Consider the following 15136-nt stretch of genomic DNA (forward strand, 5'->3'; position numbering starts at 1 on the left):
ATATTTGCAACAGAGATTTATCATAATAACAACGGCAAAAAGTAATTTAAAAACTGATGGTTTATAAAATCCGCGTAATATTAGATGCAAAAGAAGATATTTTCCGGGATATCGAAGTAAAAGGAAAACAGACGCTATGGAACTTACATTTAGGTATTAAGAGTGCATTCAGCTTGCAGGGAGATGAGCTTTCCACTTTTAATCTGCTTGAAGAAGACGGAACAATAGTAAAAGGTGTTCCGTTAGAAGATATGAGTGACGATGGCGACGGAGAAATTATGTCGGATGTGTACATCGATGAGGCGTTCGAAAATCTAGGAGATAAAGCTCAGTTCCAGTACGGACTTCTTGACCTTTGGGAATTTTTCTGCGAATTGGTAGAGATTATCGAAGAAACCAAAGGAGTTAATTATCCGATTACGGTCTACAGATTTGGAAACGTTCCTTTGAAAGCGCCAGGTAAAAACGGAAGCGCAGGAGGTTCTAAAAAGAAATCGGCAATGCCATTAATGGACGATGATTTCGGTTTTGAAGACGACTTCGGAACTACCGGAAACTTTGCAGACGAAGATGATGATGCTTTTGATGATGAGGAAGAAGAAGACTACAACGACGATGCTTTCGATGATGAAGACGACAACGATGATGAAAGATAATCGGAAGAATTTGTAAAATATACCGCCCTGAACATAAGTTTGGGGCTTTTTTATTCTGTACTTGTAATCAGGAGCTGTTTCGCGCTTTCGCTACTCGCTTTTTCGTTTTTTTCGGCGCGGCAGTGAAGCTGCCGCGCCGAAAAAAACGAAAAGAGCTCAGACATGCCGCTCAATCTCGGCTAGGATCTCGGGCTTTCGATCAAAATAGGTCAGAATACAGCTTATTGCATACTTTAATTTCATTTTCTGTACAAAAATAGAGACTCAGATTTCCTTTTTTCCGATCACAATCCCTATTTTTGTTAAAAGAGAATTAATGAAAAAATTAATTTTAATCGCTGCGATAGGTTTGGGAATCGTTTCCTGTACCACGCAAAAAGCTGCAAAAAACATGATGGATTTACCTAAGGACTGGAAACACACTACCAACATTTACGAAGTAAACGTAAGACAATATACAAAAGAAGGAACCTTCAGAGCATTTGAAAAAGAAATGCCGAGACTCAAATCAATGGGCGTAAAAACCCTTTGGTTTATGCCAATCACTCCGATTGCACAGCAAAATAAAAAAGGAAGTCTGGGAAGTCCTTATGCTGCATCAGATTACACCTCCATTAATCCCGAATTCGGAACGCTGAACGATTTCAAGCACATGGTGAACGAAGCGCACCGATTAGGCTTTAAAGTAATTATCGACTGGGTTGCCAATCACACCGGTTGGGATCATATCTGGACAAAAACCCATCCCGAATTTTACCTTAATGATCCGGACGGAAAATTTCATATTGCTTCCGGAATGGATGATATTATCGAACTCGACTATAAAAATCCGGAAATGCGTCTGGCAATGATTGATGCCATGAAATACTGGGTAAAAGAAGCCAACATCGATGGATTCCGTTGCGATCTTGCTTCCTGGGTTGAAGTAGATTTCTGGCAGCAGGCGCGTCCTGAAGTAGAAAAAGTAAAACCCCTTTTCTGGCTGGGAGAATTCGATGAACTCGAAAGTCCGGAATACGGGAAAGTTTTTGATGCAAGCTACTCATGGAAATGGATGCACAAATCTGCAGATTATTACAAAAAAAATGAACCGCTTTCAGAACTTACGGATCTTCTGAGAAAATATTCTGCAATTGGAGACAGCTCAATGAGAGCGTGGTTTACAACCAATCACGACGAAAACTCATGGAACGGAACAGAATATGAAAAATATGGAGTGATCACAAAACCGATGGCTGTATTTTCTACAACCTGGAATGGCGTTCCGTTATTATATTCCGGTCAGGAATTACCCAACATGAAACGTCTGGAATTTTTTGAAAAAGATGTCATCAAATGGAGCAACGTGTATCAGAACGCAGATTTTTATAAGACCCTTCTCAACTTAAAATCTTCAAATCCTGCATTAAGAGGAGGCGATTCTAATGTTACCACGTATCTTCTCAACACAACAGCTAACGACAAAATTTTAGCATATATAAGGAAAAACGGAAACAATGAAGTTTTAGTGGTTCTCAATATGTCCAAAGATCCTGTAAACTTCTCTATTGAAGACGAACATCTTTCAGGAAGCTTTAAAAATGTTTTTGAAAAGGCAAAACGCGACTTTAACAGCGGAAAAGATTTTAATTTCAAACCCGGAGATTACGCGGTTTTTGAAAAATAAATTCCTGTTAAATCTCCGCTTCTTGGCGGAGATTTAACTTTAATCAGCGTATTTTAAACTTAATTTACTTCGTTTTATTTGTTTAAGATATGTTAGGAGATAAAAAGTCTGTTTAAACTTTTATTTAACCGCAAAAGCCACAAAAGATCTACTAATTTTTTTATTTAAAGTTGATCATTATCAATGAAAAAGCTCAGCATAGTTTTTAAAAATCTTTGATTTTTATTCTTTTGAGCGCTTTGATTATTCTGCAAATTCGCTTTAACATTATCTTTTGTCGCTTTTGCGGTTAATTCTGAAATTAGTTTAAACAAGTTTAAAATATAAAATGAAATTCTGTAGATGGAAAAATCAAAAATATTAGAAGCGGTAAAAAGCAGAATTGCTGAAAAAATTCAGAAATTTGAAAAACTGATCGAAGAAACACGCGCTTCCAACAACGACACCAAAAGTTCAATGGGCGATAAATATGAAACCGGACGCGAGATGCTTCAGCAGGAAATCAATAACCTGCAAAGGCAACTAAACGAATCCTTAAATCAGCAATCCATCATTCAGAAAATATCATCCGATCCATCATCAAAAGTGCAAAACGGAGCCTTAGTAAAAACGGATAAAGGACTTTTCTATATTTCAGCATCGGCGGGAGAAATTATCATAGATCATCAGAAAATAATGACGGTTTCGGCAGAATCACCTCTGGTAAAAGCAATGTACGGACTAACTGAAAACCAGAGTTTTTCTGTTAATAATGTTACTCAGAAAATTGTAAAAGTATGGTGAGATTTATTTAAATCATGAAATCTGTGTACAGTCATTACTACTTTTTTCCTAACTTATGATAACAGAAAATCGGTAAGATTTTTCTAAATTTGAACCTCAAAATAATCCTTCAACATGCAAAATTACCTAGACCTTTTACAGCATATTTTAGACAACGGAACGGATAAAACCGACAGAACCGGAACGGGAACGAGAAGTGTTTTCGGCTATCAGCTGAGATATGATTTATCGAAAGGTTTTCCTTTGGTAACCACCAAAAAAGTGCATTTGAAATCCATTATTTATGAACTGCTTTGGTTTCTGAAAGGAGACACAAACATTAAATACTTGAAGGACAATGGTGTTTCGATCTGGGACGAATGGGCAGATGAAAATGGCGATCTTGGGCCCGTTTACGGAGCGCAGTGGAGAAGCTGGAACGGAGCAGATGGAAAAATCGTGGATCAGATTAGTGATGTTATTGATCAGATCAAAAAAAATCCGGATTCCAGAAGACTTATCGTTTCTGCATGGAATGTTGCCGAAATTCCGAATATGGCTTTAGCGCCTTGTCATGCCTTATTCCAGTTTTATGTGGCAGATGGAAAACTTTCGCTTCAGCTGTATCAGAGAAGTGCCGATGTTTTTCTGGGAGTTCCCTTTAACATTGCAAGCTATGCGTTATTGATGATGATGGTTGCGCAGGTTTGCGATCTGGAAGTTGGAGATTATGTTCACAGTTTTGGAGATGTTCATATTTATAACAACCATTTTGAACAGGTTAAAAAACAGCTTTCCAGAGAACCCAGACACCTTCCTACGATGAAACTAAATCCTGAAATCAAAGATATTTTCAGTTTCGATTTTGAAGATTTTACGCTTGAAAATTATGATCCGCATCCGGGAATTAAAGCGCCTGTTGCGATTTAATGAGATTTTCCAGATTTTTATATCTACCTTTTCTGGCAGTTTTTCTTTTGGGTTGTATAAAAGAAAAGAAGGCTGATTATTCGGAACTCATAGAAGTTGTTGACTATTCCAAAGATGTAGTTTTTGATACATTACATGTTCCGGAGCATTTACGGAGCATTGTGAAGCAAATTTCAGAAATTAATGTATATCAGACGAAAAACATTGGGAAAGGTGCAGAAAAATCTGCTAATTTTGAAAATTTCAAAGAATTAAAAAGATTGGCTTCAGATGAAGAATTATTAGCTCTTATCCATAATAAAAACAGAATTGTTGCTGTTTATTCGGCTATCGGATTATTGGATCGGAAACCCGAAGTTTTAGATAAAATTTTTCTGAATTTTTTAAATTTAAAATCTCAGATTCATATACAAGACGGCTGTATTATTGGAGATCAGAATCCTGCGGAACCTTTATATTATGCTTATTTGTATTCTTTAGACAATGAAAATCTTCGCACAGATTCTAAGTTGCAAAAACTGGATAGTATAATCATTTTTAGTTCAAACTCTTCGGAAAGTCTCTTACAGGAAGCATTAAGATACAAATTGTATCCTAAAACTTTCAGAAAGCCGATTGAAATTCAGGCATTTAAGAACCATAAAATTTCGGCTATTAATTATCTTAATCACTGGTATAAAGGAAATTACAGTAACCTTTTACAAAAAGAATATATTTCCATAATTAAGAACGATTCTTTTGGCTACAGTAAAAGAAAAGTTTTAACCGAATTGCTGTCTTTTAAAAATCCGGCTAACAAAAATGTCATTTTAGATTATCTTAAAAAAGATACTCTCTTGGAAGATGAAAACGAAATTATCTGGAAACTTAATGATAACGGTATTTTGGATGGTGAATATCCTCTCAAAAAAGGATATTAATGTAACAAAATTTGTGTTTTCACTACTTATTCAGCAAATCTCAAAAGTATGTTGAAAAAGTTACTTTTCCTGTCTGTCATCAGTCTTTCAATGACTGTATTTTCTCAGACTAATGTAAAGCAGAAATTAGCAGGCTATATCGATTCTCTGTTCGTACACCATAAGGTAATGGGGAGTTTTGCCTTTGCTGAAAACGACCGTCCTACGTTTATAAAAGTTGTCGGATTTGCAGACGTGGAGAAAAATCAGAAAGCAAATGTCAATACACAATACAGGATCGGATCAATCAGCAAGACCTTTACTGCCGTTTTAATTATGAAAGCTTTTGAGGAAAAAAAGATTTTCTTAGATCAGAAACTTTCTGAATTCTACCCTGAGATCCCAAATGCTGAAAAAATTTCCATCGAAAATTTACTGCAGCACAGAACAGGAATTCATAATCTGACCAGTGAAGCAGAGTTTTGGCAGTACAACACCAAACCTCAGACAGAAAGCAGCTTAATCAGCATTATAAAAAAATACAAAAGCGATTTTGAACCCGGCTCAAAACACGAATACAGCAATTCCAATTACATTCTGCTCGGTTTTATTCTCGAAAAAATTTATAAAAAACCGTATGCTGTTTTGCTGAAAGATAAAATTACAAAACCTTTAAAATTAACGCTTACAGAAGTTGGAGGAAAAATAGATCCATCGAAAGATCAGGCAAAAGCGTATCAATACATCAACGGAAAATATGTGGCTTCATCTGAAACGGATATGAGTATTCCGATTGGTGCAGGAAATATCATCTCTACTCCAAGAGATCTCCTCACTTTCATTCTTGGTCTTGAAAACGGAAAATTAGTGAAGAAATCCAGCCTTGAAAAAATGAAAACTTTTGTGGATGATTACGGATATGGCTTGGTGAAAGTTCCTTTCGACAAATATTCGGGATTTGGTCATACCGGAGGAATAGACAATTTCAGTTCCGCACTATTTTATTTTCCGGATCTGAAAATTGCCACCGCTTTCAGCACCAATCAATCGGAAATGGATACCAATGACATTTCCATCAAAATGATTGAAACGGCTATGGGAAAAGATTTCGAAATGCCCAATTTCAAGACCTATGAAATTTCTGAGAATGATCTTCAGAAATTTACAGGAACTTATTCAAGCAAAGATGTTCCTTTAAAGATTACCATTTTTATTGAAGATAAAAAACTGATGGCTCAGGCAACAGGACAAAGTGCGTTCCCTTTAGAAGCAATTTCCGAGACAAGTTTTAAATTTGACATGGCAGGAATCGTGATCGATTTCTATCCGGCAAAAAAACAGTTTGTCATTATTCAGGGAGGAACAAAAAATACGTTTACAAAAGAATAAAACAATGAAATATTTAAAAATAAACACCGAAGAAACTGCCGATCCTGAAGCACTTAAAAATGCAATTCTTCAGATGAAAGGCATAGAATCCATAGAAATTATCGACGACGAAAATCCTGAGAGTGAGCTGAAAAAAGCATTTGCCAAAACCAAAGAACAGTTCAAAAAAGGAGATTACGAAACATTGGTAAACGATATTTTTGATATTTTAACTAAAAAATAATTTAAGAAAGAAATAATGAAAAAAGCCATTTTATCGATTGCTTTACTGGGCGGAATTTTATTTTCTGCAAATGCAGCAGCACAAACCGAAACTTCGGGAAGAGAAAAAGTATACAGAGCCACTCATACCAAAGTAACGGAGCTGAAACACACGAAGCTAAAAGTAAATTTCGATTATCAGAAAGAACAGATGAACGGGGAAGAATGGCTTACTGCCGCACCTTTTTTCTATCCGACCAATGAACTTACACTTGATGCAAAAGGAATGCTGATCCATGAAGTCGCTTTGGATATCAATGGAAAAAAATCTCCTTTAAAGTATGATTATAAGGATGATGTTTTAAAAATTACTTTAGACAAAACCTATCAGAAAAATCAGGATTACACAGTTTACATCAAATATACAGCACGTCCGAACGAAGTAAAACAGGAAGGAAGCATGGCAATTAGTGATGCGAAAGGTCTGTATTTCATTAATGCACAGGGAACAGATCCCGATAAACCAACGCAAATCTGGACGCAGGGTGAAACGGAATCTTCTTCAGCCTGGTTCCCGACCATCGATAAATCCAACCAGAAAACAACACAGGAAATTTACATGACGGTTCCTGATAAATACGTAACCCTTTCCAACGGATTGCTGAAAGATTCCCAAAAAGAAGCAAACGGTCTTAGAACCGATCATTGGGTGATGGATAAAAGACATTCTACCTATCTTTTCTTCATGGGAGTGGGAGAGTACGCTATTGTGAAGGATAAATGGAGAAATATAGCAGTTGATTATTATATCGAGAAAGAATACGAACCGTATGCAAAACAGATCTACGGAAACACACCGGAAATGATCGAGTTTTTCTCTAAAAAGTTAGGCTACGATTTCCCGTGGTCAAAATACGCTCAGATTTCCGGAAGAGATTATGTGAGCGGAGCGATGGAAAATACAACGGCAACGTTACACGGAAGTGATATTTTACAGAAACCGGGACAGCTTATCGACGAAAATACATGGGAAGATACCATTGCCCACGAATTGTTTCACCAATGGTTCGGAGATCTCGTAACGGCAGAAAGCTGGAGTAATCTTACGGTAAATGAATCTTTCGCTAATTATTCCGAATACCTTTGGAACGAATACAAATACGGAAAAGATCAGGCAGATTATCACCAGATGAAAGATGTAAACAACTACATCCATAATCCGGCGGATTTCAAAAAAGATTTGGTAAGATTCGATTACGATTCCCGTGAAGATGTTTTCGATTTGGTAACCTATCAGAAAGGAGGGGGAATTCTTCATATGCTGAGAAACTATTTAGGAGACGATGCTTTCTTTGCAGGAATGAACGATTATCTGAAGACCTATGAATATCAAAACGGAGAAGCGCATCAATTAAGATTATCTTTCGAAAAAGTTTCGGGAAGAGATCTTAACTGGTTCTTCAACCAATGGTATTTCGGAAGCGGACATCCGAAAATTAAATATTCTTATACTTTTGAGCCGGTTAAAAAACAGGTTGCCGTAACCATAGAGCAGACGCAGGAACAGCCGTTCCAGTTTCCTCTGGCAATCGATGTGTACGATAACGGAAAACCGAGAAGATACAATGTTTGGGTAAATGCAGAAGCAAAAAATACTTTCAATTTTGATGTTTCTAAAAATGCAGACCTCGTAAATATTAATGCCGACGGAATTTTAGTGGCAGACATTACGGATACCAAAACACCGGAGCAATATGCAATGCAGTATGCGGGATCAAAAGAATTTAAAAGCAGATATCTTGCGCTGAGCGGAATTAAAGATCAGGTGGGAAAAAATCCGGCAGCTACAAAATTACTGGCAGCCGCTCTTAAAGATCCGTTCTTCAGAACGAGAATAAAAGCTTTACAGTTAATGGATTTATCAAATCCTGAACAATTTAAAGCGATGGGAGCAGAAGTAGAAAAATTAGCTTCCAATGATCCTAAAACTTTAGTACAGGCTGCAGCCATTTCGGCTTTGGCAAAAACGAAGGATAAAAAATACCTTCCGGTTTTCGAAAAAGGAGTAAATGCCGTTTCAAACGCAGTGAAAGGAAGTTCGGTGAGTGCTATTGTTGAAATCGATCCGGCAAGAGCAAGTACTTTAGCCGATAAGATTGATCTGGAAGGCGCTCCCGAAAATTTATTGAGTAAGCTGTTACCAATTATTGTTAAAAATAAAGTGACTTCACAAATGCCAAACATTGCACAGATGGCAGCATTTTATCCATTCCTTAAATTCCAGAATCCTGAACTGGGCAAAAGTGCGGAAGAAGGCTACAACTGGATTATGAGTTCTGATAACCTGAAAGCGACAGAAAGCATCACCAAAATGCTGAATCAGGCAAAAGGACAGATCGGGAACAATCCTCAGGCGAAAATGATGATCTCCCAAATGCTGAAAGACGGTCTTGCCAAAAAAATGGAACTTCTGAAGCAGAATCCTCAAAATGCAGCAAGCATCAATAAACAGATTGACGCAATCAACAAATCCATTGAAGATTTTAAATAACCTTTAAAATTATATTGAAGTTGTTTAACTAGCTTTAAATTTAACCTCAAAAAAGAAAAAAGACTTTATGGATTTATCTAAAGTATTTAATAAAAGTTTAGAAAGAGAAAAAATCTTTGATTTTTTTAAACTTATGTGTTCTTTTTTTCCATTGAATGATTAAACTTAAGAAACTAAAGTGTTTAAATCTTTTGTGGTAAAAAAGTTTAAACAAATTTATTAAAAAAGCACTTCTGCAAAGAGGTGCTTTTTTACTTTAATATCATCAGATGTAAATTTTTTCCTTTGTTTTAGGCAGCAGAATTTCTCTTCTTTTTTCCTGATTTCTGTTTTGCAGATTGATTTTCATTCCTTTTTTAATGAAGACTTCTTTCTTCGAATTTCCGTATTCTTTTTTGTTGGCAACCTCCTTTTCGTAAACAATCTTTCCTGTGGAAAGATTAAAGTCTACTGTTGTCCAATATTCTTCAGGTTTTCCGCTTTCAGAGAAAAAGCCGATTAATTCGAAATGACCGTTCTGAAATCTGTACTTGTCTGTACCGCCCCATTTCCAGCTGCTTCCGCCGTAATGGCTAATTTCCAGAATTCCGTTTTTTATCTCGGTTCCCTGATACGGATCGCCCATCATTCCACCGTCTTTACTGCCCAGAATTGCTTTTCGGGATTTTTCCAAAACAGTCCATTTATTATTTACCTTCTTCAGAATCTGAATTTCGCGGACGTCTCCGGAATCACTGTTGGTCGGAATATCATAAACCATTACTTTTTCAGGGATTTTATCTCCGTCAAGATCGCCCTCAACAGTTTCATTGATTTTAGAATTTTTCGGCTGAAATTCCTTCTGCGCAAAACAGAATGTGCTGAAAATAAGGGCTGCAATGCAGAATGTAGTCTTCATACAATATTTTGTACTCTAAAATTACGAAATTATGTGTTTCATCAATGCGTGTCTTTGATTGTTTCGATAAAAAAATCACTAACTTTGAACCTCAATTTGAGAAATAAATGGAGAATTTAATTCAGGATACTACCGTTCAGAAACCAAAGTGGATTCGTGTAAAACTTCCTACCGGAAAAAACTACCGAGAACTGAGAACTTTGGTTGATAAATATAAATTAAATACCATTTGCCAGAGCGGAAGCTGTCCGAATATGGGCGAATGTTGGGGAGAAGGAACAGCTACTTTCATGATCCTTGGAAATATCTGTACCCGAAGCTGCGGATTTTGCGGCGTAAAAACCGGAAAACCGATGGATGTAAACTGGGACGAACCTGAAAAAGTGGCACGTTCCATTAAATTAATGAAAATCAAGCACGCTGTTTTAACATCTGTAGACCGTGATGATCTGAAAGATATGGGATCTATTCTCTGGGCAGAAACCGTAAATGCAGTAAGAAGAATTTCTCCGGGAACCACAATGGAAACTTTAATTCCGGATTTTCAGGGGATCACAAAACACATCGACAGATTGGTGGATGTAGCTCCGGAAGTAATTTCTCACAACATGGAAACGGTAAAACGTCTGACAAGAGAAGTGAGAATTCAGGCAAAATATGAAAGAAGTCTTGAGGTTTTAAGATATTTAAAAGAAGCAGGACAGAGAAGAACAAAAACAGGCGTAATGCTTGGTTTAGGCGAAACTAAAGATGAGGTTTTCCAGACGATTGAAGACATCAGAAACGCAAACGTAGATGTAATCACTTTAGGACAGTATTTGCAGCCTACAAAAAAACACCTTCCTGTAAAGAAATTCATTACTCCAGAAGAATTCGATGAATTTGGGGATTTTGCAAGAAGTTTAGGATTCAGACATGTAGAAAGTTCGCCTTTGGTAAGAAGTTCTTATCACGCAGAAAAACATATTCATTAAAATAAAAAATCGCTCTGTTTTCGGAGCGATTTTTATTTTGTCTGATATTTTAATTCTGATTAATTATGTTTAACCCAGATTAGTTTATCGGTATTATAACCTACATTTTTTGCTTTTTCTAAAAATCTCTGGCGAATGCTTTCAGGGATTTCTTTTGTTCGGGACAGAATCCAAAGATATTCCAGATTATTTCCCATAATCAGAGCATACTGATAATTATCATCAATATCCACAACATTATATCCTGCCCAAAACGGCTTAAAAAAAGAAACTTTCAGGCGTGCCTCATCTTCTTTTCCTACAAATCTGGCTTCACCAATCGATTCCTTCCATTCTTTTTTAACGTAGTTGTAGCCTTTGTTATCTACTTTTATGGTTCCGTTTGGATTTTTGGAGTAGGTTGCCGTTACATTATCCATATTTTTCTCAAATTTATAATCGAAGCGGGCTATTTCATACCATGTTCCAAGATATTTATCGGCTTTAAAATTCTGTACAGCCGTTGCTCCTTTGGGAATCCCTACCGAACAGGAATTGAGAATAAATAATCCTAAAATACCCAAAGAAACAGGGATGGCTATTTTCTGAAAAGTTTTCATTATAAGATATTTTTTAAGTAGAATGGATTCTTCAAAAATGATGCCTGAAAGTTTAATAGATGACTTTAATTTTTTTAAACGCAAATCTTCGATTTCACTTAAACTAAGATCATAAAAAATGAGATTTTTAATTTTATCTGAATACTTTTATTTTAATGCTGAATCTTTGCAGCCCGACTTGAGCGGAGCTCTTTTTGTGAAACAAAAAAGCGGGAGCGGAAGGCATAAATGAGAGAAAAGTGAAGGCTTTTATCGAAGTTTTAAGCTGCCCAAAAAATCAGGAAAAAACTTTCAGGAAATTGTCTTTGAAACTTCCGGAAACTTCAATTTCCGTATGGTCGGAAAGGGTTACGGTTCCGCTTTTGTGGTAAGATTTCACAAAACCGGTATTGATGATGTGGGAGCGGTGAACCCTCACAAAAGGATTTTCCAACAAATCATCAAAATGCTTTAAAAAGCGGCACACCATTTTTTTAGAACCATCAATAAGATACACCTGCGTGAAATTTCCATCCGCCTGAAGTCTTACAATGTCTTCCGTTTTCACCACATCAAAGCCTTGTAAAGTCGGGAGAATCAACTGTTGTTTTTCGGGTTTTAATTTTAAATTTTCGAGAAGAATTTTATTCCGGTTGAGTTCTTCTTTGCTTTCCAGACTTTCTGCCACTTTATTAACGGCTAAAATAAGTTCATGAATGTCAATTGGTTTTAAAATATAATAACTTGCCGATTTATTAAGAGCCTGTAAAGAATATTGAGAAAATGCCGTGATAAAAATTGTTTCATAGGAAAATTCTTTTGTTGCTTCCAGAACATCAAAAGCATTTCCGAAAGGCATTTCAACGTCTAGAAAAACCAATTGAGGCTGTTTTTCGGCAATCAACGGAACGGCTTCTTTGATATTTTCCGCTTCCCCTAAAATTTCAACCTGCGGACAGTATTTTGTAAGATAATTCCTCAGAACATCTCTTGCAATCAATTCATCGTCTACAATTACAGCTTTTATTTTCATACTTTAGGTTTTAGGTGGCAGATTTTAGGTTGCGGAAAAAAACTATTGATATTTTCCGTTGGAGAATTTTAAAGTTTTGTAGGTTGTTTTTGAGGTCTCAAAGTCTTTGCAATCTCCTTTTATCAGTTTTGTTCTCCTGTTTATATTTTGTGTCTTGATGATAAGATCTGTAAAATTAGCGGTTGTTTTTTTGTCGAGATCTATTGTGGAAGTGGTCTCATGAAACTCTCCTGCACATCTTGTGTCCCATTCTCCGCTGTACGAATACACTTCGAATCTGTTCAGAATTTTTTTCAGGCTTCTGTTTTCTCTGTAAAAAAGAGAAAGCTCTTCTGTTGAATAAGGATTCGGTTGGCTTTGTCCTCTGAAGCTGACTCTGATTCCGAAAGCACGGATGTCTTTACTGACGGTATATAAACCCGTATCAATCGTTATTCCGCTTATTCCAATCGCATCCGAAGTAATTTCTTCTGGATCATAATACTTATTTTTAATACTGCCTTTTTCATCGGTAATCAGGATATAATTTCTTACAGTATACATTCCTTCATCTTCCTGCCCGTCGAAAATAGGCAATACAACGATGTAAGAATCTTTCTCATTCGGAATTTTCTTTTCCGTGTAAAATTCTGTTCTGATCTGTGATCTGTTTATTTTCAGTGCTTTAACAATAGTTTCAAAACGGGCAGAATTGATTTCCTGTCCGAACATCATGAAAGATGATATTAGAAATACAAAAGCTAAAATTTTTCTCTTCATTGGGTTGTTACAATACATTTAATTTCAAAATAACCAAAACACCTGAATTATTTTCTTTATCTTTCACCGTGCAGGAAATCTCTTTTTTATAAAGATCGTTTAACAGATCGATTCTTTCGAGGGTGTTTTTCATTCCGCGACCTTTTCTGGCTTTCTGATGTTCCGTTTTCTGCTTTTTGCTTTCTTCAATCCCGATTCCGTTGTCTTCAATTATAATTTTGAGCTGTTCGTTTTCTTTTTCAAAACTAAGGTTCAAAAATCCTTTGGTTGTTCTGTAACGCAAACCATGCCATATTGCGTTTTCTAAAAATGGCTGAACCAGCATTCCGGGAACTTTTAGACTTTGAGTGTTTAAACTTTCGTCTACATCAATTTCATAATCAAATTTATCGGCAAAACGTGTTTTTTCCAAAGCCAGATAATTCTGCAACAGATCCAGCTCCTGCTGAAACGGAATGAAATCTTCGGTGGAATTTTCCATCACGCCGCGCATTAGTTTAGAAAATTTGGTTAAATATTGGTTGGCTTCCAGTTCATTATTGGTCGCAATAAAATGATTCACAGAATTTAAGCTGTTAAAAATAAAATGCGGATTCATTTCGCGGCGCAGCGACTGCAAAGCGATTTTTTTATTCTTGATCTGAACTTTTTTAAGGGTTCTGAAAATGAAGATTATCAATCCAATCAGAACAATCAATGCAAAAATCAAACTGTAGTTGAAAACATTTTTCTTGCGGATGAGTTCATCTTTTAGTTGTTTTTCCTTTTCCAGTTGAGCAATTCGCTGTTCGGTATCCTCCAGAATCTTTTCGTCGACCAGACTTTTGTCTTTTGAAACCAGATCCGGCAGTTTTCCGAGAAAATCACGGTACAATTTTACCGAAGCATCCGTATTTTCGGAAACGTTATACAAACTGTCGAGCTTTTTTACACTTTTCTGAGCTTCCAAAGTGTGACCTTTTTCGAGCGCGATTCCGTAAGATTTTTTTAACAGATCAATGGCCTCTTTCGGATCATTTTTTTTGATGTAAATATCAGCAAGCTCCTGAATCTGTTCTACCTGTTTTTTAGAATTTTCTTTAACGAAATCTTCTTTTAAAACGGTCTTTTTTGCTTCAATTGCTTTGTCGAAATTTTTATTTTCAACGTAAAAATTCGTTAATTTCTGGTTGATTTCCAATGCCTGTTGCGGTGCTTCTTTTTTAGAAATTTTATAGGCATTCGTAAGATTTACTTCCGCTTTCGGAATATCATTCTGCTGAATATTGATGTCTGCCATTTGTGTGTAATTCGCAGCCAGTTCGCCTTTATCTTTTTCCTTTTCGTTAAGCTGGATATTATTCTGGATCGCTTCTTCTTTAGCTTCCGCAGAATTGACGGAAAGTCTCGTCACGTCATTGGAATTTAAGGCACGGCTTTTAGAATAACTTACTTCTGCGGCTCTGTTGTAATTGCTGATTGCCGGAGAAATTTTGTTCTGCTTTTCCTGAGACTGTGCAAGTTTGCGGCTTGCTTTTTCAATATTCGGTTTGTCGTTTAATTTTTCGTAGATATTTTTGGCTTTGGTGTAATATTCTTCACTTTTCTGGAAATTTCCGTTGTTAAAAAACGATTCTCCGATGTTGTAGTAAGAATCTGCCTGTGAAGATTCGTCTTTAGTATCGACCGCTTTTTTTAATCTTTTGCTTTGCGTCTGAACTTCCTGAACAACATTACTGCTCTGGGAAAACAGGAGATTTCCCAAAAACATTAATACAAAAAGGACAAAAAGCCGGATCATTTTCATAAAACAAAGATATACATATATATAATGTACAAAAAATTATTCACCAAGTGAAAT

Annotated in this window: 14 protein-coding genes; 9 read left to right on the plus strand and 5 right to left on the minus strand. The window is 36.2% G+C overall.

The features are described 5' to 3' along the window. Nucleotides 1–56 precede the first annotated feature (56 nt). The 8 genes from AC52CF_RS05530 (at nt 57) to AC52CF_RS05565 (ending at nt 9054) form a co-directional block, all read left to right on the plus strand. Nucleotides 57–656 carry an IS1096 element passenger TnpR family protein gene (locus AC52CF_RS05530; protein WP_214590501.1) on the plus strand — a complete coding sequence of 200 codons (600 nt, stop codon included), beginning with the start codon at nt 57–59 and terminating at the stop codon, nt 654–656. 316 nt (nt 657–972) lie between these two features. Continuing rightward, nucleotides 973–2322 (plus strand): alpha-amylase family glycosyl hydrolase, encoded by a 1350-nt coding sequence (locus tag AC52CF_RS05535; RefSeq protein WP_496517919.1) that lies wholly within the window; start codon nt 973–975, stop codon nt 2320–2322. Nucleotides 2323–2664: 342 nt separating this feature from the next. Then, nucleotides 2665–3105, plus strand: a complete 441-nt coding sequence (locus tag AC52CF_RS05540) for a hypothetical protein (RefSeq protein WP_375180769.1) — start codon at nt 2665–2667, stop codon at nt 3103–3105. Nucleotides 3106–3219: 114 nt separating this feature from the next. Then, nucleotides 3220–4014: a thymidylate synthase gene (locus AC52CF_RS05545; protein WP_496517920.1), complete on the plus strand. Its 795-nt coding sequence runs from the start codon at nt 3220–3222 to the stop codon at nt 4012–4014. After that, complete coding sequence (locus AC52CF_RS05550; RefSeq protein ID WP_375191076.1) at nt 4014–4934, plus strand: hypothetical protein; 921 nt, start codon at nt 4014–4016, stop codon at nt 4932–4934. The genes AC52CF_RS05545 and AC52CF_RS05550 overlap by 1 nt, the downstream gene beginning before the upstream one ends. Before the next feature lie 48 nt (nt 4935–4982). Continuing rightward, the gene (locus tag AC52CF_RS05555) at nt 4983–6302 is read left to right on the plus strand and encodes a serine hydrolase domain-containing protein (protein WP_375180766.1); all 1320 of its coding nucleotides are present in this window, start codon (nt 4983–4985) and stop codon (nt 6300–6302) included. A gap of 4 nt (nt 6303–6306) precedes the next feature. Next, entirely contained in the window at nt 6307–6525 is a 219-nt protein-coding gene (locus AC52CF_RS05560) for a hypothetical protein (RefSeq protein ID WP_375180765.1), read from the plus strand. A 15-nt stretch (nt 6526–6540) separates the two neighbouring features. Further along, entirely contained in the window at nt 6541–9054 is a 2514-nt protein-coding gene (locus tag AC52CF_RS05565; protein ID WP_214590494.1) for a M1 family metallopeptidase, read from the plus strand. 265 nt (nt 9055–9319) lie between these two features. Here the strand turns inward: AC52CF_RS05565 and AC52CF_RS05570 are convergent, their stop codons facing one another. Further along, nucleotides 9320–9952 (minus strand): hypothetical protein, encoded by a 633-nt coding sequence (locus AC52CF_RS05570; protein ID WP_375180764.1) that lies wholly within the window; start codon nt 9950–9952, stop codon nt 9320–9322. A gap of 107 nt (nt 9953–10059) precedes the next feature. Between AC52CF_RS05570 and lipA the strand changes: the two genes are divergently transcribed. After that, entirely contained in the window at nt 10060–10926 is an 867-nt protein-coding gene (gene lipA, locus AC52CF_RS05575; protein WP_214590493.1) for a lipoyl synthase, read from the plus strand. Between the two features lie 59 nt (nt 10927–10985). Here the strand turns inward: lipA and AC52CF_RS05580 are convergent, their stop codons facing one another. From AC52CF_RS05580 to AC52CF_RS05595, 4 genes are all read right to left on the minus strand, one after another. After that, a complete protein-coding gene (locus AC52CF_RS05580) occupies nt 10986–11525 on the minus strand; it encodes a lipocalin family protein (protein WP_394666679.1) in 540 nt (179 codons plus the stop codon). 277 nt (nt 11526–11802) lie between these two features. Next, a complete protein-coding gene (locus AC52CF_RS05585; RefSeq protein ID WP_496517921.1) occupies nt 11803–12537 on the minus strand; it encodes a LytR/AlgR family response regulator transcription factor in 735 nt (244 codons plus the stop codon). 42 nt (nt 12538–12579) lie between these two features. Beyond that, nucleotides 12580–13296 carry a PA3715 family protein gene (locus AC52CF_RS05590; RefSeq protein ID WP_496517922.1) on the minus strand — a complete coding sequence of 239 codons (717 nt, stop codon included), beginning with the start codon at nt 13294–13296 and terminating at the stop codon, nt 12580–12582. A gap of 7 nt (nt 13297–13303) precedes the next feature. Further along, entirely contained in the window at nt 13304–15082 is a 1779-nt protein-coding gene (locus AC52CF_RS05595; protein ID WP_496517923.1) for a tetratricopeptide repeat-containing sensor histidine kinase, read from the minus strand. Between the last annotated feature and the right edge of the window lie 54 nt (nt 15083–15136).

The sequence above is a fragment of the Chryseobacterium sp. 2P genome, assembly GCF_059579425.1.